Raw genomic sequence first — 19,438 nt, forward strand, 5'->3', positions numbered from 1 at the left:
CCGGTTCACGTGCAGCCGAGGAGTCCCGCCATGCGCTACACCCGCCGCAGCGTCGTCAATCTCGCCCCGGCCGAACCCGGGTGGGACGTCGAGGTGACCAGGTCCGGTGAAGAGCCCGTCCTGTGCCCCGTCATCGGCTGGGCCATCGTCGTGCAAGACACCAGCGCCGAGGGGCTTACCGAGACCGCGATCGAGCCCGCGTTCGTCTACGACGGCGCGGTGTACACCCCCGCCGAACTGGCGCACTCGATCGGTGAGTTGGACTACCAGATCATCGAACCGGAGGAGTGAGCGGACCGGTCGGGGCGTCCCGGTGGGCGACGTTCGGATCGGGTGGTCTCGGGCGGTCGGCCCCCGTCGCGACGGCGACGGGGGCCGACCGCGTCATCGGGGCGGGTCGGGGTCCCCCTCGGCGAAGCGGGACAGGGCGATCGCGCCCGCGACGGCGAACACGAAACCGGTCAGCGCGAGCGGGCCGTAGGGGCCCGGGCGGCTGTGGTCGCCGAGGAAGGCGATGCCGACGCCGGCCGGGAGTACGGTCTCGCCGACCACGAGCGCGGCGGCGACCGAGGTGACCGCGCCGCCCTGCAACGCGATCGTGTACAGCAGGAAGGTCAGCGCGGCGCCGATCACCAGCGCGTACAGCGTCGGGGAGCCCAGCAGGTCCGGGAAGGACAGGTCGGTCAGGACCCGGGTGGCCAACGCGATCAGGCCGAAGCCGAGTCCGGAGAGCAGGCCGAGCAGGCGCGAGCGCCACGGTTCGGCGAGCCGGGCGGCGGCCCACCCGGCCGCGCCGAGCAGCGCGACGCAGGCGAGCAGCGACCAGTGGAAGGCGGCGGGGGTCCGGGCCGGGCCCTCGTGCCCCGCGGAGACGCCGAGCAGCGCCAGGCCCGCGCAGACGGCGGCGACCGCGCCCCACTCCGGGCCGCGCAGCCGGGCGCCCAGGACCGGTACGGCCAGCACCGCGGTGACCGCGAGGTTGGCCGACTGGGCGGCCTCGACGGCGAAGATCGGCAACTCGCGCAGCGCGACGAACTGGCAGGCGTACCCGGCCAGATCGAGTCCGGTGCCGAGTACGAACGGCCACTGGCGCAGGGCCCGGGTCAGTACCCGGGGATCGAGTCCGGCCGCGCCCGCGGTCCGCCGCGCGCCCAGGGCCTGGAATACGGTTCCGACGCCGTAGCAGAGGGCGGCGGCGAGCGCCGCGAGCACGGAGATCACCACGGATCGACGGTATGCGCCGCGCCGGCCCGCGCGGCGCAGGACGAGCCGGGCGAAGGGGTGCGCTTCGGTCAGCGCAGTTCGGCGACCACCGCGTCGTTCAGGATCGGCCAGACCTCGGCGGCCCAGGGGCCGAACTCGCGGTCGGTCAGGCAGACGCAGGCCGCGTCCAGCTCCGGGTCCACCCACAGGAAGGTGCCGCACGCGCCGAAGTGGCCATATGTGGCGGGCGAGTTGGTGGTTCCGGTCCAGTGCGGCGACTTGGTGCCGCGGATCTCGAAGCCGAGGCCCCAGTCGTTGGGCCGCCGGGTGCCGTAGCCCGGCAGTACGCCGTCCAGGCCGGGGAAGACCACGGTGGTGGCCGCACGCACGGTCTCCGGCGCGAGCAGGCGCGGGGCGAGCAGTTCGGCCGCGAACCGGGTCAGGTCGCGCACGGTGGACACGCCGCCGGCGGCCGGGGAGTCGCCGATCGTGGTCTCGGTCATGCCCAGGGGGGCGAAGACCGCCTGCCGCACGTACTCCCCGAAGGGGATGTCGCACGCCTTCTCGATGGTGGCGCCGAGCAGGTTGAAGCCGGTGTTCGAGTAGATGCGCTTGCGGCCGGGGCCGGCGAGCACCCGGTCCTCGTCGAAGGCCAGGCCCGACGTGTGCGCCTGGAGGTGGCGGATCGTGGATCCGGGCGGCCCGGCCGGGTCGTCCGGCTCGATCGCCCCCTCCTCGATCGCGGCGAGCGCGGCGTACGCGGTGAGCAACTTGGTCACCGAGGCGAGCCGGAACGGCTCGTCCACCGGACCGTGCTCGCTCTTGACCACCCCGTCGCGGGTGACCACGGCCGCGGCGGCCTTCCCGACGGGCCAGGTGTCGATCATGCGCAGGCTGTTCACGGGAGTCGAGCCTACGGCGAGGCCGTGCGTACGCCCAACCGAGGGAGGGGATCACGCGACGGGGTGGGCGGTTCGGGTGGGTACGGGATCGGGGGCGGCCGTCGGGTCGTGGCGTCAGTCGGTGACCTTGCTCGGCGGGGCGTCGTAGACGAGGTCGAAGTAGTCCGGGTGCTTGCCGATCCACGCCTTGACGAACGGACACAGCGGCAGCACCTTGTGCTCGCCGGCGCGGACCAGGTCGAGCGCGCCGCGGACGAGGGTGCCGCCCACGCCCTTGCCCTCGAAGCCCGGGTCCACCTCGGTGTGGGTGAACACGATCAGGGTGTCGGTGGTCATGTACTCGGCGAAGCCCGCCAGGGCGCCGTCGACCCGGGCCTCGAAGCGGTGCAGCGCGGGGACGTCCTCGACCTTGATGTCCATGTGATCCCTTCGTCGCGGTGCGTGCCGACGGGGTCGGGCGCACCGGTTTCGTTCGTGGGCTCCATCCTGCCCCCTTTCCAGCTCCGGACCCGATCGGCGCGGCCGGAGTCGTGGGTGTGGCGAAGATCGTCCGGGTCGGTTTCGGCGTTGACCTCGTGGCCGACCTGGGGGAGCATGCGCAGATCTGACGCATCGTCATATTCGCCGAGGAGGCACCTCCCATGCTCGACCCCGAACCCCTCGCCGGCCAGGTCGCGATCGTCACCGGAGGCGGCGCGGGCATCGGCGGCGGGGTCTCCCGGCTGCTGGCCCGCGCGGGCGCGCTGGTGCTGCTGAACGACATCGACGCGGACTGGGCCGAGCAGGCGCGCACGGACATCGAGACGGCCGGCGGGCGGGTGGAGCTGGTCCTCGGCGACATCCGGGAGCCGGCGACGGTGGAGCGGCTGCGCGATGCGGCGCTCGCGGCGGGCGGCGCGGACGTCCTGGTGAACAACGTCGGCGACTACCGGCCCTCGACCACGTTCCTGCGCAGTACGGAGGAGGAGTGGCGGGCGCTGCACGCGATCAACTTCGAACACGTGCTGCGGGTCACGCACGCGATCCTGCCGTCGATGGTCGAGCGGGGCCGGGGGAGCATCGTGAACGTGTCGACGGTCGAGGCGCTGCGCGGCATCCCGGGGTGTCCGGTCTACTCCGCGTACAACGCCGCGATCATCGCGTTCACCAAGTCGCTCGCGGTCGACGTGGCGCGCAAGGGGGTTCGGGTCAACGCGATCGCGCCGGACATGGCGAACACACCACAGACGACATACGAGGCCAAATTGCGCGATCGCGACCCGGCGTTGATCGGTTCGTGGGTCCCGTTGGCGCGATTCGGCGAACCCGATGACTACGCGAAGGTTGTGCTCTTCCTGGCCAGTGCCGCATCGTCGTATGTGACGGGTCACCTGATCCCGGTGGACGGCGGCACCACGGCCGCCAGCGGGTGGTACGGCAGGGCCGACGGTCGTGGTTGGACCAACCTGCCGGACGGCGCGTGACGGGAACCTTCGTAGGGTGTTCCGTCGTCGTTCGGTCGCGGTCCGATTGTGGTCCGGCTCTCGTCCGGTTGTGGCCGGAGTCGGGAACCGGGTGACGGTTCCCGATCGTCGGGATGGCAACAGGACAACGACGGCGCGGCCGAAGGCCGGTCGGGCCGTTCGGATCAGGGCAGTTCGGCTCGAAACGAGTTCGGGACAACGTGAACGACACGGGTACGACCGGCCGATGCGTCACCGGGGGGACGACGGACATGGCACGTACGACGGTGAGGGCCTACCTCAATCTGGCCATCCTGGTCGCCGGGCTCGAACTCCTCGCTATCGGTGTCTGGTTCGTCCTCGAAGGTGTTCGGGTGAACCAGTCCGACGGGATGATGGTGGTCTACATCTGCGCCGCGGCGGGGCTGGCCTCGGTGATCTGGCTGGCCGGATACCGGCCCAGGGCCGACGAGCCGGTCGAATATCGCGACGACCGCGCGCTGCGCGACGCGCAGGCGCGCCTGGACCGGATGGACCCGGCCCGGCTCGCGGAGCACGTGGCCGAACTGTGCGAGCGGGACGGCCTGGCCGAGGTGGAGACGGTGCGGGTGGTCGAGGACGCGTACGCGGTGGACATCCACGCCAGGCGCGGCGACGGGACACCGGCGGTGCTGCGCTGTCGCAGCGCGGACGGCCCGGGCCCGGTGGCGGGCGGCGTGGTCCAGGACTTCGTCTCCGCCCTCGACGCCGCCGAGGAGCGACCCGGCCCACTCCTGCTGGCCACCACGGCCGGCTGCTTCTCCGCCAAGGCCGAAGCCCTGGCCGCCGGCGCCGGCATCATCCTTCTCGACCGCTCGGCCCTGGCCCACTGGGAATGCGACAAGGAAACCCCGAAGGCCTTGGCCGCGTAGCCCTTCGATCCTCGCGCCGGAGCGGGCTCCAGCCGCCCGCCCGAGCCGCGAACACCCGGGTGGCCGGGCGGCTTGACGCAGGACCGCCGGTAGACCTTTTCCCGCGCGCCGGAGGTTCGACGGCACGCGCTCGACGCCGGGTTCCACCGAGCTCTCTCGCTCCCGGACCTGCTTGTCGCCGCCATCGCGGAACGGCACCGCCTGACCGTGCTCCACTACGACGGCGACTTCGACATGATCGCCGACCTCGCAGGTCGACCCGCGCAGTGGGTCGTGCCGCCGGGTAGTGCCGACCGTCGAGCACCAGGACCCGCCGGCCGCGGTCCCGGGCGTTGCTCGGATCGGGTCAGGCGCAGCAGCCTCCGCCGCAGCAGCCGCCTCCTCCGCCGCCCCCGGCGGGGCGGGGGGCGGACGCGGCGCCGGTCACCGCGACCGTGGACAGCAGCTTCGTGGTGTCGGCGTGACCCGCCGGGCACGTGGCCGGGTCGTTGGCGGCGGCCATCGGGCGGTTGACCTCGAAGGTCACGTCGCAGGCGCGGCAGCGGTAGTCGTAGCGTGGCATGGGGCCAAGGCTAGTGCCGCGTCGGGCGATGTTCGCCGCACTCCCCACGTTTCCTGCTCTTCCCGCGTTTCGCGCGTTTCGCGCGTTTCGCTCGATTTCCGTGTTTCCCGACCGGATCCCGTCCTCGTTCCGTGCGGTGAGCGCCTTGGTCATGAAGACGCGCCCGGCGCCGGGCGGGTCGCAGGGCACCTCTGCCAGGCGTTCCCACCCCTGTTTCCGATAGAAGTCGGGGGCCTGGAAGGAGATCGTGTAGAGCACACCCGCGCGGCAGCCGCGCGCGTGCGCCTCGTCCTCGGCCCGTCGAAGGATCTCCGCTCCCAAGCCGCCGCCGCGCAGTTCGGGCGGCAGGAAGAACAGGTCGACGAAGAACAGCCCGAGCGAGGTGCGCCCGGTCGGTCCGCCGATCACCCGCCCCGTCTCCGAAGCACGGACGAGGACGGCGAGCGGCCTGCGGTCGTCGACTCCGGTCCTGTCGATGTCGAACCGGTCCAGCGCGGTGGAGATCACCGCCGTGTCGGCGGCTGTCGGGGCATCGGTGACCACGAGGTCGAGGCGGGGGTCGGGACGTGCCGGTTCGGCGGCGGTGGGGTCCGACGCGGTCACGAAACCTCCGGGGTTCGAGCGGAGGCGGCGCGCGCCTCCGGTGCATCCGGTGACGCTGGGGCGTGGACGCTTCGACGGGCGTCGAACCGAGTACGACGGACGATGAGGGACGTGGACATCGAGCGCTCGGACGGGGACGTGGGCGTGGACCTGGCGGCCGTGGCCAGGCTGTTGGCCGACGGGACACGGGCCGCCTTCTGTCTGGCGCTGCTCGACGGCCGGGCCCGGACGGCGGGCGAGCTCGCACGGCACGCCGGCATCGCGCGCTCCACCGCGACCTCACATCTGAACCTGCTCGTCGGCGGCGGACTCCTCGTCGAGGAGCGACACGGACGCCACCGCTACCTGCGGGTGGCGGACCGTCGGGTGATCGAACTGATCGAGAGCCTGGCCGAGTTGGCCCCGCGGCGGCCGGCCCGGCCGCGATCGTTGTCCGGTTCGGGCCGGCGGCGGGCGCTCGCGGGCGCCCGGTTGTGCTACGACCATCCGGCCGGATCCGTCGCCTTGGCGATCACCGACGCGATGATCGGCCGGGGGCTTCTGGCCTGGGAGCCCGAGCCGGGTCCGACCGACGCCGGTAGCGCCTGGCTCGCCGAGCTCGGGATCACCGTGCCGAGCGGCTCGCGCCGACCGCCGGTGCGGGCGTGTCTGGACTGGACCGAGCGCCGCCCCCACCTGGGCGGAGCCATGGGCGCCGCGCTGTGCGCCCACGCACTCACCGTCGGCTGGATCACCCGAATCGGCACGACCCGCGCGCTCGCCGTGACCCCCGCCGGCCGCCGGGCGCTCCACGACCACTTGGGCGTGCGGGCGGCCGACCTTTGACCGACCCCGGCCGGGTCAGGCCTTCGGCCCGGTGCTCTGGATCACCTCGAAGGACCACAGAGCCGAGTCGGTGGACGCCGGCTTGGGCCGCTCGGCACCGTCACCACCACCATGCGCGGCCCGCATGGTCCCGGCCATCCACGCCTGGAAGTCCTCCTCACTGCGCCAGCGGGTGTACACGAGGTACTTGTCGGTCCCCTCGACCGGCCGCAACAACTCGAACCACTCGAACCCGTCCTGCGAGTCCACCATCCCGGCACGCGACGCGAATCGCTGCTCCAGGGTCTCGCGCATCTCGACGGGCACAGTCAACGCATTGATCTTCACCACAGACATTCCCCCAGTCTGCCCGACCCCCGGGGCTGCCCCGACCGGCCGGGTGTCGCCCGGCGTTGGGGGGTCCGCCATCGCAGCCCGGGCCGACGCCCGAGCCCGGTCGGCGACGCGGCGCGCGACGGTGGTGGCGCGCCCGCGGGCCGAGGGCCGGGGGTCGCCGGTGGCGGGGAGCGGGGAGCGGGGAGCGGGGAGCTCCCGACGGCGGGACGGCCCCCGGCGCGGGATGGGCAGCGCTCGGGGGCCGTCGTTCGGGGGTGGTGCGGTCGGGGGCGCCAGGGGCCTTCGCAGGTGTGGGCGGAGATGGCCGCCCGGGCGTTGGGCCAGGGGTCGGTTCGGTGGAGTGGCGGTTCATGTCCGCCGGGTTGTTCAGGGTGGTCGCGGCCGAGTATGGAGGCCGGTCACGGTCGCCGTGGTCGGGCTCGGGATCCGGCCGAGTCGGCCGTACTCGCACACGGCGTTGCGCAGTGGCCCGGCATCGGCCGGCACGTTCGGGTGGCGGTGGCCGGCGAACGGCTTCGACCCGGCGCGGTGGGCCGGGTCTGCCGCGGCCCGCGTAGTCACGTGCCCGACCCGGGAGTCCGTGTTCGGGGAGGGGCCGGCCGAGGCCGTCGGCGCGATTGCGATCGGCAACACACCGACGACCGGCGCCAAGAGGGGAACGCTTGTGGCAGACCACGTTCTACGGCGTGCGTGAGTGTTCATGTACGGCCTTCGGGCGCAGGCGGGCCACGGTCGGCGGCCCACGTCGAGAACACGATGAATACAATTGCACATGTCACAGGTGACATCCAGATGAAACATCCGTCAATCACGACCAACTCTTGGTTTGGTGACCGGAGTTGTCGGTGCAGGCGACGAAGGCTCGTGCGCGTCACCGCCCGACGTCGCCGACAACGCGGCTTTTCTTCCCGGATCCGGTGACCATCGGCGGCCGAGCGACTACCGTCGGCCGCAGGCGGCCCGGCCGGTTTTCCGAGGCGGTGGTGTCGCCGACGGTCCGTCATGCCCAGTGCACGGCAACGGAAGCGGAGGCTCGCGTGGTCTACAGTCAGCCCGGCCAACCGGACAGCATCGTCACGTTCGAACCGCGATACGACAACTACATCGGCGGCAAGTGGGTGCCGCCCGTGCAGGGTCGGTACATGGACGACATCACCCCCGTGACCGGTCGGCCGTTCTGCGAGGTGGCCCGCTCCACCGCCGAGGACGTCGAACTGGCCCTGGACGCCGCACACGCCGCGGCCGAGGCATGGGGCCGGACCAGCGTCACCGAACGCTCGCTGATCCTGCTCGGGATCGCCGACCGCATCGAGCAGAACCTCGAACGGCTCGCGGTCACCGAGACGTGGGAGAACGGCAAGCCGGTCCGCGAGACGCTGGCCGCGGATCTCCCGCTGGCCGTCGACCACTTCCGCTACTTCGCGGGGGTGATCCGGGCCCAGGAGGGGTCCATCTCGCAGATCGACGAGGACACCGTCGCGTACCACTTCCACGAACCGCTCGGCGTGGTCGCGCAGATCATCCCGTGGAACTTCCCGATCCTGATGGCCACGTGGAAGCTCGCCCCCGCGTTGGCGGCCGGGAACTGCGTGGTGCTCAAGCCGGCCGAGCAGACGCCGGTGAGCGTCCTGGTCCTGATCGAACTGATCGCCGACCTGCTGCCGCCCGGCGTGGTCAACGTGGTCAACGGCTTCGGCTTCGAGGCGGGCAAGCCGCTGGCGAGCAGCAGTCGGGTGGCCAAGGTCGCCTTCACCGGCGAGACCACCACCGGCCGACTCATCCTGCAGTACGCCTCGCAGAACATCATCCCCGTGACGGTCGAACTCGGCGGGAAGAGCCCGAACATCTTCTTCGCCGACGTGGCCGACGAGGACGACGACTTCTTCGACAAGGCCGTCGAGGGCTTCGTGATGTTCGCGCTGAACCAGGGCGAGGTCTGTACGTGTCCGTCCCGGGCGCTGATCCACGAGTCGATCTACGACCGGTTTATGGAACGGGCGTTGGCGCGCACCCGGGCGATCGTCCAGGGCAACCCGCTCGATCCGGCGACGATGGTCGGCGCCCAGGCGTCCAACGATCAGTTGGAGAAGATCCTGTCCTACCTGGACATCGGTCGGCAGGAGGGCGCCGAGGTTCTGATCGGCGGTGCGCGGACGACGGTCGAGGGCTTCGAGGACGGGTACTACGTCGAGCCGACGATCTTCAAGGGCACCAACGACATGCGGATCTTCCAGGAGGAGATCTTCGGTCCGGTGGTGTCGGTGACCACGTTCCGGGACGACGCCGAGGCGTTGCGGATCGCCAACGACACGCTGTACGGCCTCGGCGCGGGCGTATGGACACGGGACGCGACGCGGGCCTATCGGTTCGGCCGGGAGATCAAGGCCGGGCGGGTGTGGACCAACTGCTATCACGCCTATCCGGCGCATGCGGCCTTCGGCGGGTACAAGGCCTCCGGCCTGGGGCGGGAGACGCACCGGATGATGCTGGGGCACTACCAGAACACCAAGAATCTGCTGGTGAGTTACTCGGCGAAGAAGCTCGGGTTCTTCTGAGCCGGGGGATGGCCGTGCGGGAGGGAGCGCGCTGATGATGTCGGTCGAGCGGGTCGCGATCACCGGTGCCGCGGCCGAACTGGTGGGGGAACTGGCGGCCGAGCACGGGCCGTTGTTGTTTCATCAGTCGGGCGGGTGTTGTGACGGGTCGTCGCCGATGTGTTATCCGCGTGGGGAGTTCCTGGTGGGCGACGCGGATGTGCTGCTCGGGTGGGTTGCGGGTCAGCCGTTCTACATGTCGGCTGCGCAGTTCGAGTACTGGCGGCACACTCACCTGACCGTGGACGTGGTTCCCGGGCGGGGTGGGGGGTTTTCGGTCGAGGCGCCGACGGGGCGGCGGTTCTTGATTCGCTCCCGGGTGTTCAGCGATGAGGAGGCGCGGGTGGTGGAGGCGGAGGTGGTGTTGCCGGGCCTTCGGCACTGACGGGTGGGGCGCGAGGGTGGCCTCAGGTGTCGGCCGGGCTGGGTTGCCTGGCCTTCGGCCTGGGCGGCCTCAAGCGCCGGCCGGGCTGGGGTTCTTGGCTTTCGGCCCTGTTTGGCCTCAGGTGTCGGCCGGGCTGGGTTGCCTGGCCTTCGGCCTAGGCGGCCTCAAGCGCCGGCCGGGCTACTTGGCCTCAAACGCCGGCCGGGCTGAGGGGCTCCCGGCCGGAGTGAGCGGCTCCCGGTTGGGCTGAGTGGCCACCCCGGTCCGGCTGTGTGGCTCCCAGTTGGGCTGAGCGGATCCTGGCCGGGCGGAGTGGCTCCGGTTGGGCGTCGGCTCCCGTCCGGGCTGTGGCTCCGGTTGGGCGTTTTGCCGCCGGTCGGGCTGTGTGGTGCCCAGCCGGCTGCGTGGCTCCGGTTGGGTGATTGGTTCCCAGTCGGCCTGCGTGGCTTCCGGTCGGGCGTTGGCTCCCGGTTGGGGTGGGTGGCTGCCGTTGGGTGTTTGGCTTCCGTTCGGGCCGTGGGTCCCGGGTGGGTGATCGGCTCCCGGTTGGGGTGGGTGGCTGCCCCGGTTCGGCTGTGTGGTTCCCGGGTGGGCTGTATGGCGCCGGCTCGGCGTTGGGCTCGTGGTTGGGTTTTGGGGCTTCGGGTGGGTTGGTGCCGGGACGGGGTGGGGTCAGTCTTCGCGGCGGCTTCGGCGCATGCCGATGATCAGGGTGGCGGCCAGGAGGACTGCGATGACCGCGGCGAGGGTGTCGCGGAGGGTGTGGTCCTCCGGGCCGTCGATCAGGTTGCTCTGGTTGGCCATGTCGGCGGTCGGTGTCGGGGCCGGGCCGGTGTCCTGGAGGAGGCTCGGCAGGTCCAGGCCGCCGAACGTGGTTACCGTGCGGCCCGTTGATACGGCCGCCAGGATCAGGGATGCCAGGCGGACCGGGTCGTTGCCGGCCATGGTCTTGGCGCCCGCCGCGAGCCAGTCGGCCGCCGCGCCCGCCTCCGCGGGGTGGCCCGTCGCGGCCAAGGCCTGCACGGCCATCGTGGTGGCGGCGAAGTCGGTGGGCCCGCCGAGGTGGTTGCCGCCGGCCTTGAGCTTGGCGACCAGCCACGCGGCACCGGCCTGCGCGGCGGCCTGCCGGTTCGGCTCGGCGCCGGGGCAGGTCAGCGGGGTGACCGCGATCGACGGGGCGGGCACGGCCGGCTGGGTGCCGTAGCCGAGGGCCAGCACGGCGCGCGCGGTCAGCAGCGGGTCGACCGGGCCACCCGGCCCGCCGGGGAACGCCCCCCGGTCCGGCGCGGGCGCGTTGCACCGCAGCTGGGCGGCCCCGAGCGCGTCCGTCGGGGTGCGCCCCTGCGGCGTACGGAGCAGTTCCGGCGAGGTGCCGGCCGTGACGATCGCGCTGGTCGCGGCGGCCGTCGCGGTCGCGTCACCGACCGCGTTCGGCCCGGGCACACTCGCGAACGAGCCGTCGGCGAGCTGCTTGGACCGCAGCCAGTCCACCCCTCGCGCCACCCGCGTGTCGTACGTGCGCAGCGCCCGCAACGCCTCGATCGCGGTCGCCGTCGCCACGGTGTCCTCACGCGCGGCGTCACACGGCGCGCCCGGATCGGCCCGATACGCGGTGAACCCGCCGTCGGCGCACTGCTGTCCGAGCAGCCACTCGATCGCGGTGGGCGCCGGCTGCGTGTCGGTCGAGGCCAACGCCAGGATCGCCAACGACTGCCGATACACGCCGTCCGTGGTCGGATCGGTCTTCCCGTACAGCGCGAGCGGCACCGGGCCGTTCTGGGTCCGGGCCGTCGTGGTGTACCCGACCGCGGACACCGGCGTCGGCGTATCGGCCGAGGCCACGCCCCCCGTCCAGGCCGAGCACAACAGCGCCGTCGTGAGCACGGAGGCCGCCGCGGCGCGCCCGCGGCGTCGGGGGGAGGGCATGCATGGCCTTTCGCTGAACGCTGAGCGGATCGGATCGGATCGGTTGGGATCGCGGTTCGCGTTCCGCGATTCGCACCGCGGCACGGACCCGCCGACAGGCCCTTCGACGGACCCGTCGCAAGTCCCGGCCAACCCTACCCGGGCGCCCCCTCGCCCCCGGGAGTCACAGGGCCGTGTACCGCACCGGGTCGCCCTGTGCCTCGGCCGCCGCGCGGCCCCGCTTGACCAGGTGGCGCAGGTGCGCGGCGGCCTCACTGAGCGCCAACTGCCGGTTCTGCGCGCCCAACCGCGCCCATGGGCGGTTCCAGTCCATGCCCTCGGCGATCTGCCACAGGGTCAGCGAGCGCTCGCGCAGCCTGGCGTGCAGCGCGGCGAGCCGGACCTCGTGCAACCGGGCCACCTCGGCGGCCCGGCCCGCCGCGTCGGCGAAGACGTGCTCGTGGGCGGGCAGTACGCCGGTGATCGGCAGCCGCGCGACACGTGTCAGCGAGGCGAGGAAGTCGCCGAGCGGATCGGCCTCCTCGGCGTCGTCGTAGAGCCCGATGTGCGGGGTGATCGACGGCAGCAGGTGGTCGCCGGAGAGCAGCCGACCGTCGCCGTCCTCCAGATGCAGGCAGACATGACCGGGGGTGTGGCCGGGCGTCCACACGGTACGCACCGCCCGACCCGGCGCGGGCGCGAGTTCGCCGTGCACCAACTCCCGGTCGGGTACCGCGTAGCGCAGGCGCGGTCGGGTGCCGTCGTTCGCGCTCCGGGTCCGCAGCGCGGTCAGCGCGTCGATGGCCTCCTGCGGCGCGCCCGCGAGGGTCAGCACCTCCAGGTGGTGCCGCAACCAGGCCGCGCGCGGCGCGCCGTTGATCTGCTCGACCTGCTGCGCGTCGGCCGCGTGCAGCGCGATCCACGCGCCCGAGACCTCGCGCACCTTCTCCGACAACCCGTGGTGGTCCGGGTGGGCGTGCGTGACCAGGACGCCGTGCACGTCCTCGATCGAGGTACCGACCTCGATCAGGCCGTCGACGAGGGCGCGGTAGGAGATCGGGTCGTCCCAACCCGCGTCGACCAGGACCGGCCCGGCGTCGGTTTCGAGCACATAGACGAGCGTGCAACCGAGCGGATTGTTCGGGATCGGAACCGGAACGGTCCACACACCGTTGCCCAGATCGGCGACGGTGGGCGCGTCGGCGCGGGCGGCCGGCTCGGCGGCCCGCGATTCCGCGCCGGCCGGCGACCCGGCGGCATCGGCATCCGGCACGGGAGGAATGGGGCGATCGGACGCGGTGCTCATGGGCGGCCTCCTTCTCGACGGTTCTCGAAGTGGCGCCCAACGGCCGCCGGATGGGCGTCCGGCTCCGATGATCACCATAGAACACGTTCTCTCATACACCACCGGGCCGGTGATTTGAGGGGTCGTCAGATCGAGATCCGGCACGTACGATCCTTACCTGTCAGCCGGTGAGACTCCAGTCTCATTCGAGCCGTGAATCCGTTGTCCCCTCATCGGCAAACTGGTATCTGTTCTAGTCGGAGTTCCGCTCAACGTCCGCAAGCCCCACCCGCAAGCCCCTGTACCGCGCGCAGCGTGTGCGCACCGAGGAGGACCGTGATGACGGATATCGTGGAGCACAGCCAACTGGTCATCGGCGGACAGCTGGTCGACCCGCTCGGCACGGACACGATCGAGGTCGTCTCGCCGCACACCGAAGAGGTCATCGCGCGCGTCCCGCACGCGTCGACCGCCGACGTGGACGCCGCGGTCGCCGCCGCGCGCAAGGCGTTCGAAGAGGGCCCGTGGCCGCGGATGTCCCTGGACGAGCGGATCACCATCCTGGAGAAGATCCGCGACGGCTTCATGACGCGGTCGCAGGAACTCGCCGAGGTGGTCGCCTCGCAGAACGGCTCGCCGGTCGGCTGGGGCGTGTTCGCACAGGCCATCGGCGCCGGGATGATCTACGACACGGTCGCCAAGATCGCCCGCGAGTACCGGTGGGAGGAGAAGCGCACCGGCCTGCTCAACCCGCTGCTCGTGCGCCGCGAGCCGGTCGGCGTGGTGGCCGCCGTGGTGCCGTGGAACGTCCCGCAGTTCGTCACCGCCGCCAAGCTCGCGCCGGCCATCGCGTCCGGCTGTACGGTCGTGCTCAAGCCGTCGCCCGAGACCCCGCTCGACTCGTACATCCTGGCCGAGATCTGCCGGGACGCGGGCCTGCCGGACGGCGTGCTGAGCATCGTGGCCGCGGACCGCGAGGTCAGCGAGTACCTGGTCGGCCACCCCGGCATCGACAAGGTCGCGTTCACCGGCTCGGTCGGCGCGGGCAAGCGGATCATGGAGGTCGCCGCGCGCAACCTCACCCGGGTCACCCTGGAGCTGGGCGGCAAGTCGGCGGCGATCATCCTGCCCGACGCCGACCTTGAGCACACCGCGACCACGCTGCTGCCGAACTCGTACATGAACAACGGCCAGGCGTGCGTGGCGCAGACCCGGATCCTGGCCCCGCGCGCCCGCTACGACGAGATCGCCGAGCGCTTCGCCGCGTGGGTCGGCGAACTCAAGGTCGGCGACCCGATGGCGGCCGACACCCAGGTAGGCCCGCTGGTGGCCAAGCGCCAGCAGCAGCGCTCGTTCGACTACATCCGCATCGGCCAGGAGGAGGGCGCCAAGATCCTCGCCGGTGGCGGTCGTCCCGAGGCGCAGGAGAAGGGCTGGTACGTCGAGCCCACCCTGTTCGGCGACGTGGACAACTCGATGCGGATCGCCCAGGAGGAGATCTTCGGCCCGGTCGTGGCGCTGATCGCCTACGACGACGAGGAGCAGGCGATCGCCCTGGCCAACGATTCGGACTTCGGCCTCTCGGGCAGCGTCTGGACGACGGACATCGAGAAGGGGATCGACGTGGCCCGGCGGATCCGGACGGGTACGTACTCGGTGAACACGTTCGGCCTCGACTTCTTCGGCCCGTTCGGCGGCTACAAGAACTCGGGCATCGGCCGCGAGTTCGGCATCGAGGGGCTCGACGCGTACACCGAGGCCAAGTCCATCGCGCTGCCCGCGGGTTACGACGCGCAGATCTGACCGTCGCGGCCGCGGGCCGTGCGCGGGCGGACGCAAGAGCCGAGCGAAAGAGGAGTACTGATGGGTGATCGCTGGCGGGTCGAGGTCGACCGGAGCGTATGCATCGGGTCGGGCATGTGCATCGGCAGCGCGCCGAACGACTTCAAGCTGGACGCGGGGCGGCAGTCGCACCCGACGGCGGGGGAGACGGACGCCTCGGACGCGATCCTGGAGGCGGCCGAGAGCTGCCCGGTCGAGGCGATCTCGATCGTGGACGCGAGCTCCGGCGCGACCGTGTTCCCGCCGGACTAGCTCCTGTCCGGGCGTGAGGGCCCCGGCCGGGCCGACGGGTGGCCGGGCCGGGTGCCCTCGCGGGAGCGAGACCTCAGTCCTCCGGGATCAGCCGGCAGACGGTTTCGATGTCGGTGCGGACCTGGGCGATCGACGCGCGGCCGTTCAGCCAGGCGATCAGGGACGAGTGCCACGTGTGGGTGATCACCCGGATCACCGCCAACTCCTCCGTGGTCGGCTCGTTCGGCGGCTCGTCGCCGCTGATCGCCTCCAGGATCATCGAGGTGGTCTCCCGGCTGACCGTGTCCACCTCGGCGCCGACCGAGCGGTCCGCGAACTGGAGCGCCCGCATCATCGCCTCGGTCAGATGCGGCTCGCGCTGCATCCCCTTGAACGCCCGGAGCAGGGTGTCCACCACCCGCTCGCGCGCGCCGGCGCTCTTCGGCGGGCGCCGGCGCAGCTGGCTGTGCAGCTGATCCAGCTGGTCGTACATGGTGGCCACCAGCAGATGCACCTTCGACGGGAAGTAGCGGTACAGCGTGCCGAGCGCCACCTCGGACAGCTCCGCGACCTCGCGCATCTGGACCGATTCGTAGCCTCCCCGGGCGGCCAGTTGGGTGGTCGCGCGCAGGATGCGGCGGCGGCGTGCCTCCTGGCGCTCGGTCAGCGGCGCCCGGTCGGCCTTCGTATACGTCGTCATGTCAGCCTCTCGATGCGCGGCGGTCCGCCGGGCGGTGTGTTACGGGTCACGCGGTGCGCGTCGCAGTGGGTACCCGGCGGTATCTTGGCTGGTCTCCGACGAGCACATACTGAAACCTGTTCTAGATTACGCGACTACTATGCTCCGACGAGGGCAGCGATAGGGGGCCATTCGTGACACGGGAGACCGCATCCGCTGTGAACGCCCAGGTGGGCCCGGCGCGGACCTCCCCGGAGCGACCCCTGCGAATCGCCCTGCTGGCGTATCGGGGCGACCCGTACTGCGGCGGACAGGGAGTTTACGTCCGCCACCTCTCGCGCGAACTCACCAGGCTCGGACACGAGGTCGAGGTGATCTCCGGCCCGCCGTACGCGGTCGTGGACGAGGGCGTGAAGCTGACCACACTGCCCAGCCTGGACCTGTATCGCGAACCGGATCCGTTCCGGATGCCCAAGCTGCGCGAGTATCGGGACTGGATCGACGTGCTGGAGGTCGGCGGCATGCTGACCGCGGGCTTTCCCGAACCGCTGACCTTCTCGCTGCGCGCGTGGCGCCATCTTGCGGCCCGGCGCGGCGAGTTCGACGTGGTGCACGACAACCAGACGCTGGGCTACGGGCAACTCGCGTTGCCCCGACTCGGGTTCCCGCTGGTCACCACGATCCACCACCCGATCACCGTGGACCGCGCGCTGGAGATCGGCGAGGCCACGACGCTGCGGCGCAAGGCCACGCTGCACCGCTGGTACGGGTTCACCACCATGCAGAAGCGGGTCTCCGCGCGGCTGACCGAGGTGGTCACCGTCTCCGGCTCGTCCAAGGCCGAGATCGTCGACCACCTGGGCGTCTCGCCGAGTCGGGTCACCGTCGTGCCCGTGGGCGCCGACACCGACCGGTTCGCGCCGGACCCCTCGGTGGCCAAGGTGCCCGGTCGGATCGTGACCACGGCGAGCGCGGACGTACCGCTCAAGGGCCTGATCCACCTGGTCGAGGCGCTGGCCAAGCTGCGCGCCGAGCACGACCGGGTCGAACTCGTGGTGGTCGGCCGGCCCAAGGGCGACGGTCCGGTGTTGCGCGCGATCGAGCGGCTGGGGCTGGGCTCGGCCATCCGCTTCGTGTCCGAACTCACCGACGACGAGCTGGTCGACCTGATCCGCAGCGCCGAGATCGCCTGCGTGCCGTCGCTCTACGAGGGCTTCTCGCTGCCCGCCGCCGAGGCGATGGCGTGCGGGACGGCGCTGGTGGCCAGTACGGGCGGGGCGATCCCGGAGGTCGCCGGGCCGGACGGGGTGACCTGCCTGGCGGTGCCGCCGGGCGACCCGGAGGCGCTGCGTGCGGCCCTCGGCCGACTGCTCGACGACCCCGAACTGCGGACCCGGCTGGCCGAGGCGGGCCGCGCCCGGGTGCTCGAACGGTTCACGTGGCGCAACACGGCGGTGCGTACCGTGGAGCGGTATCGGGCGGCGCTCGCGGCCGGTCCCACCGCGCCGAGCACGGCCGGTGCGGGGCGCCGCGGGTTGACCGAGCGGGCGAGCGACGTGCTGCTCGGCCGGTCGCCGTTCGGGCGGGTGTCCGCCGCGAAGTCCGCCGTCGGATCCGGAAACAGCTGACCACAGCCCATCCTCGCCGGGCGCCCCCGCAACCGGTTCGCGCACTACGAGACGGAGTCGCCGACTTGCTCACCGTGGATTTCTCCCGCTTTCCCCTGGCCCCCGGGGATCGGGTCCTGGACATGGGTTGTGGCGGTGGCCGGCACGCCTTCGAGGCATACCGGCGCGGCGCCGACGTGGTCGCGCTGGATCGGAACGCGAAGGACATCGCCGAGGTCGACGCGATGTTCGCCTCGATGCGGGCGGCCGGCGAGGTCCCGGCCGGGGCGCGGGCCGAGGCGATGGTCGGGGACGCGCTGGCGCTGCCCTTCCCGGACGCGAGCTTCGACCGGGTGATCATCTCCGAGGTGCTGGAGCACATCCCGGACGACAAGGGTGTGCTGGGCGAGCTGTTCCGGGTGCTCAAGCCGGGCGGGCTGGCCGCGATGACGGTGCCGCGCTACGGGCCGGAGAAGATCTGCTGGGCGCTCTCCGACGCGTATCACGAGGTCGAGGGCGGGCACATCCGGATCTACAAGGGCGACGAGTTCGCGGCCCGGATCCGCGAGTCGGGACTGCGGCCGTACGGGACGCACCACACGCACGCGCTGCACTCGCCGTACTGGTGGATCAAGTGCGCGGTCGGCGTGGACAACGACAAGGCCCTCCCGGTCCGGGCCTGGCACAAGCTCCTGGTCTGGGACATCATGAAGCGCCCGCTGGCCACACGGCTCGCGGAGAAGGCGCTGGACCCGCTGATCGGCAAGAGCCTGGTGGTCTACGCGACCAAGCCGCGGCCGACGGGGGAGACGGACGCCGGGGCAGGGGCCGCGGGGACCGCACGGGCCGCCGGTCCCGACGGGACGCTCGACGGGGCGGGCGCATGAGCCTCGCCCGGCCCGGATCCGAGCCGGCGCTCGAACTGCTGGCCCTGGAAGGCGTGCTGACCGTCGATCAGGTCGCCGCGACGATCGACGGCATCGCCGCGGTACAGCGGCCCGACGGGTCGATCCCGTGGTTCGTCGGCGGACACCTCGACCCCTGGGACCACACCGAGGCCGCGATGGCGCTCGACGTGGCCGGCCGGCACGACGAGGCCGAGCGGGCCTATCGCTGGCTGGCGAGCCGCCAGGAGCCGGACGGCTCGTGGTACGCGGCGTACGTGGACGGCGAGGTGACCGACCGCAACAAGGAGGCCAACTTCACCGCCTACCTCGCGGTCGGCCTGTGGCACCACCATCTGCTCACCGGGGACGAGGAGTTCCTGGTCCGGATGTGGCCGAAGCTGCGCGCGGCGATGGGCTTCATCCTCGAACTCCAGGCCCCCGGCGGCGAGATCCGCTGGAAGCGGGACGAACACGGCGTGCCGGTGCCGGACGCGCTGCTCACCGGGTCGGCGAGCATGTACCAGGCGCTGCGCTGCGCGCTGGCCATCGCGGAACACCTGGGCGAGCCGCAGCCGGACTGGGAGTTGGCGGCCGGTCGACTCGGCCACGCGGTGCTCTCGCACCCGGAGCGGTTCCTGGACAAGAGCCGCTACTCGATGGACTGGTACTACCCGATCCTGGGCACCGCGCTGCGCGGGCCGGCCGCGAACGAGCGGATCAAGGACGCGTGGGACACCTTCGTGGTGCCGGACCTGGGCGTGCGGTGCGTCTCCGACCGCCCCTGGGTGACCGGTGCGGAGAGTTGCGAACTGGCCATCGCGCTGTGGGCGTTGGGCGAGAGCGACCGGGCGGTGGAGATCGTCTCGTGGATCCAGCGCCTGCGCCACGAGGACGGCCTGTACTGGACCGGCTACGTCTTCGAGGACGACGCGATCTGGCCGGTGGAGCGCACGGCCTGGACGGCGGGCGCGATGATCCTGGCCACGGCGGCACTGGGCGGCGAACCGGCGACCACGGCGGTCTTCGGCGGAGCCCCCACGTCCTTCGAGGGCGACGGCCTGCCGGTGGGATTGGATCCGGCGCAGGTGCGGTGTGGGTCGGATGTTTGTGTGAGGGGCTGAGGGGCTGAGGGGCTGAGGGGCTGAGGGGCTGACGGGCGGGCGGATCGGCTGCGGGGGCGTGGGGGCGCGGGTCGTGAGGTGAGTGGGGCGGGGCGCCGGGTCGGGGAGTGGGCGAGGC

19 protein-coding genes and 2 pseudogenes are annotated in these 19,438 nt (G+C 71.9%); 12 read left to right on the forward strand and 9 right to left on the reverse strand.

The annotated features are described in order from the left end of the window. Nucleotides 1-30 precede the first annotated feature (30 nt). Nucleotides 31-291 carry a hypothetical protein gene (locus EMA17_RS44625; protein WP_078975104.1) on the forward strand — a complete coding sequence of 87 codons (261 nt, stop codon included), beginning with the start codon at nucleotides 31-33 and terminating at the stop codon, nucleotides 289-291. A gap of 93 nt (nucleotides 292-384) precedes the next feature. Here EMA17_RS44625 and EMA17_RS44630 read toward each other — a convergent pair whose 3' ends face one another. From EMA17_RS44630 to EMA17_RS44640, 3 genes are all read right to left on the reverse strand, one after another. Next, on the reverse strand, nucleotides 385-1,224 hold the full coding sequence (locus EMA17_RS44630) for a DMT family transporter (protein ID WP_126642939.1): 840 nt from the start codon (nucleotides 1,222-1,224) through the stop codon (nucleotides 385-387). A gap of 68 nt (nucleotides 1,225-1,292) precedes the next feature. Next, nucleotides 1,293-2,105, reverse strand: coding sequence for a serine hydrolase domain-containing protein (locus EMA17_RS44635; RefSeq protein ID WP_126642940.1), 813 nt, complete (start codon nucleotides 2,103-2,105; stop codon nucleotides 1,293-1,295). Nucleotides 2,106-2,219: 114 nt separating this feature from the next. Further along, complete coding sequence (locus EMA17_RS44640; protein ID WP_126642941.1) at nucleotides 2,220-2,525, reverse strand: GNAT family N-acetyltransferase; 306 nt, start codon at nucleotides 2,523-2,525, stop codon at nucleotides 2,220-2,222. 221 nt (nucleotides 2,526-2,746) lie between these two features. On the opposite strand from EMA17_RS44640, the gene EMA17_RS44645 reads away from it, so the two are divergent. From EMA17_RS44645 to EMA17_RS54895, 3 genes and pseudogenes are all read left to right on the forward strand, one after another. Then, nucleotides 2,747-3,568 carry an SDR family NAD(P)-dependent oxidoreductase gene (locus EMA17_RS44645; protein ID WP_126642942.1) on the forward strand — a complete coding sequence of 274 codons (822 nt, stop codon included), beginning with the start codon at nucleotides 2,747-2,749 and terminating at the stop codon, nucleotides 3,566-3,568. Nucleotides 3,569-3,819: 251 nt separating this feature from the next. Next, complete coding sequence (locus EMA17_RS44650) at nucleotides 3,820-4,458, forward strand: restriction endonuclease (RefSeq protein ID WP_160161792.1); 639 nt, start codon at nucleotides 3,820-3,822, stop codon at nucleotides 4,456-4,458. A gap of 93 nt (nucleotides 4,459-4,551) precedes the next feature. Next, nucleotides 4,552-4,755, forward strand: a pseudogene (locus tag EMA17_RS54895) (PIN domain-containing protein); the annotation flags it as partial. A 49-nt stretch (nucleotides 4,756-4,804) separates the two neighbouring features. Here the strand turns inward: EMA17_RS54895 and EMA17_RS44660 are convergent. Next, on the reverse strand, nucleotides 4,805-5,020 hold the full coding sequence (locus tag EMA17_RS44660; protein ID WP_126642962.1) for an FmdB family zinc ribbon protein: 216 nt from the start codon (nucleotides 5,018-5,020) through the stop codon (nucleotides 4,805-4,807). A 216-nt stretch (nucleotides 5,021-5,236) separates the two neighbouring features. Then, nucleotides 5,237-5,623 (reverse strand): annotated as a pseudogene (locus EMA17_RS56230) (GNAT family N-acetyltransferase); the annotation flags it as partial. 111 nt (nucleotides 5,624-5,734) lie between these two features. Here EMA17_RS56230 and EMA17_RS44670 point away from each other — a divergent pair. Beyond that, a complete protein-coding gene (locus EMA17_RS44670; protein WP_371863189.1) occupies nucleotides 5,735-6,448 on the forward strand; it encodes an ArsR/SmtB family transcription factor in 714 nt (237 codons plus the stop codon). A 15-nt stretch (nucleotides 6,449-6,463) separates the two neighbouring features. On the opposite strand, the gene EMA17_RS44675 is transcribed toward EMA17_RS44670, so the two are convergent. Beyond that, nucleotides 6,464-6,784 carry an antibiotic biosynthesis monooxygenase family protein gene (locus tag EMA17_RS44675; protein WP_126642945.1) on the reverse strand — a complete coding sequence of 107 codons (321 nt, stop codon included), beginning with the start codon at nucleotides 6,782-6,784 and terminating at the stop codon, nucleotides 6,464-6,466. 1,037 nt (nucleotides 6,785-7,821) lie between these two features. Between EMA17_RS44675 and adh the strand changes: the two genes are divergently transcribed. Together adh and EMA17_RS44685 are read left to right on the forward strand one after the other, a co-directional pair. Next, on the forward strand, nucleotides 7,822-9,339 hold the full coding sequence (gene adh, locus EMA17_RS44680) for an aldehyde dehydrogenase (RefSeq protein ID WP_126642946.1): 1,518 nt from the start codon (nucleotides 7,822-7,824) through the stop codon (nucleotides 9,337-9,339). 34 nt (nucleotides 9,340-9,373) lie between these two features. Continuing rightward, a complete protein-coding gene (locus EMA17_RS44685) occupies nucleotides 9,374-9,763 on the forward strand; it encodes a DUF779 domain-containing protein (protein ID WP_218043256.1) in 390 nt (129 codons plus the stop codon). 672 nt (nucleotides 9,764-10,435) lie between these two features. Here the strand turns inward: EMA17_RS44685 and EMA17_RS44690 are convergent. Together EMA17_RS44690 and EMA17_RS44695 are read right to left on the reverse strand one after the other, a co-directional pair. After that, the gene (locus EMA17_RS44690) at nucleotides 10,436-11,689 is read right to left on the reverse strand and encodes a prenyltransferase/squalene oxidase repeat-containing protein (protein WP_126642947.1); all 1,254 of its coding nucleotides are present in this window, start codon (nucleotides 11,687-11,689) and stop codon (nucleotides 10,436-10,438) included. 163 nt (nucleotides 11,690-11,852) lie between these two features. After that, a complete protein-coding gene (locus EMA17_RS44695; RefSeq protein ID WP_246127296.1) occupies nucleotides 11,853-12,974 on the reverse strand; it encodes an MBL fold metallo-hydrolase in 1,122 nt (373 codons plus the stop codon). Nucleotides 12,975-13,292: 318 nt separating this feature from the next. On the opposite strand from EMA17_RS44695, the gene EMA17_RS44700 reads away from it, so the two are divergent. Beyond that, on the forward strand, nucleotides 13,293-14,756 hold the full coding sequence (locus EMA17_RS44700) for an aldehyde dehydrogenase (protein WP_126642948.1): 1,464 nt from the start codon (nucleotides 13,293-13,295) through the stop codon (nucleotides 14,754-14,756). A 60-nt stretch (nucleotides 14,757-14,816) separates the two neighbouring features. After that, complete coding sequence (locus EMA17_RS44705; RefSeq protein WP_126642949.1) at nucleotides 14,817-15,047, forward strand: ferredoxin; 231 nt, start codon at nucleotides 14,817-14,819, stop codon at nucleotides 15,045-15,047. Between the two features lie 73 nt (nucleotides 15,048-15,120). On the opposite strand, the gene EMA17_RS44710 is transcribed toward EMA17_RS44705, so the two are convergent. Next, nucleotides 15,121-15,726 carry a TetR family transcriptional regulator gene (locus tag EMA17_RS44710; protein WP_126642950.1) on the reverse strand — a complete coding sequence of 202 codons (606 nt, stop codon included), beginning with the start codon at nucleotides 15,724-15,726 and terminating at the stop codon, nucleotides 15,121-15,123. A gap of 197 nt (nucleotides 15,727-15,923) precedes the next feature. Here EMA17_RS44710 and EMA17_RS44715 point away from each other — a divergent pair, with 197 nt between their 5' ends. The 3 genes from EMA17_RS44715 to EMA17_RS44725 all read left to right on the forward strand — a co-directional run bounded on the left by EMA17_RS44715 (nucleotide 15,924) and on the right by EMA17_RS44725 (nucleotide 19,320). Further along, nucleotides 15,924-17,333: a glycosyltransferase family 4 protein gene (locus EMA17_RS44715; protein ID WP_126642951.1), complete on the forward strand. Its 1,410-nt coding sequence runs from the start codon at nucleotides 15,924-15,926 to the stop codon at nucleotides 17,331-17,333. Between the two features lie 65 nt (nucleotides 17,334-17,398). Beyond that, a complete protein-coding gene (locus EMA17_RS44720) occupies nucleotides 17,399-18,199 on the forward strand; it encodes a class I SAM-dependent methyltransferase (protein ID WP_126642952.1) in 801 nt (266 codons plus the stop codon). Next, nucleotides 18,196-19,320, forward strand: coding sequence for a glucosidase family protein (locus EMA17_RS44725; protein ID WP_126642953.1), 1,125 nt, complete (start codon nucleotides 18,196-18,198; stop codon nucleotides 19,318-19,320). Before EMA17_RS44720 ends, EMA17_RS44725 begins: the two co-directional genes overlap by 4 nt. Nucleotides 19,321-19,438 lie beyond the last annotated feature (118 nt).

It is taken from the genome of Embleya hyalina, assembly GCF_003967355.1.
GTDB classification, from domain to species: domain Bacteria; phylum Actinomycetota; class Actinomycetes; order Streptomycetales; family Streptomycetaceae; genus Embleya; species Embleya hyalina.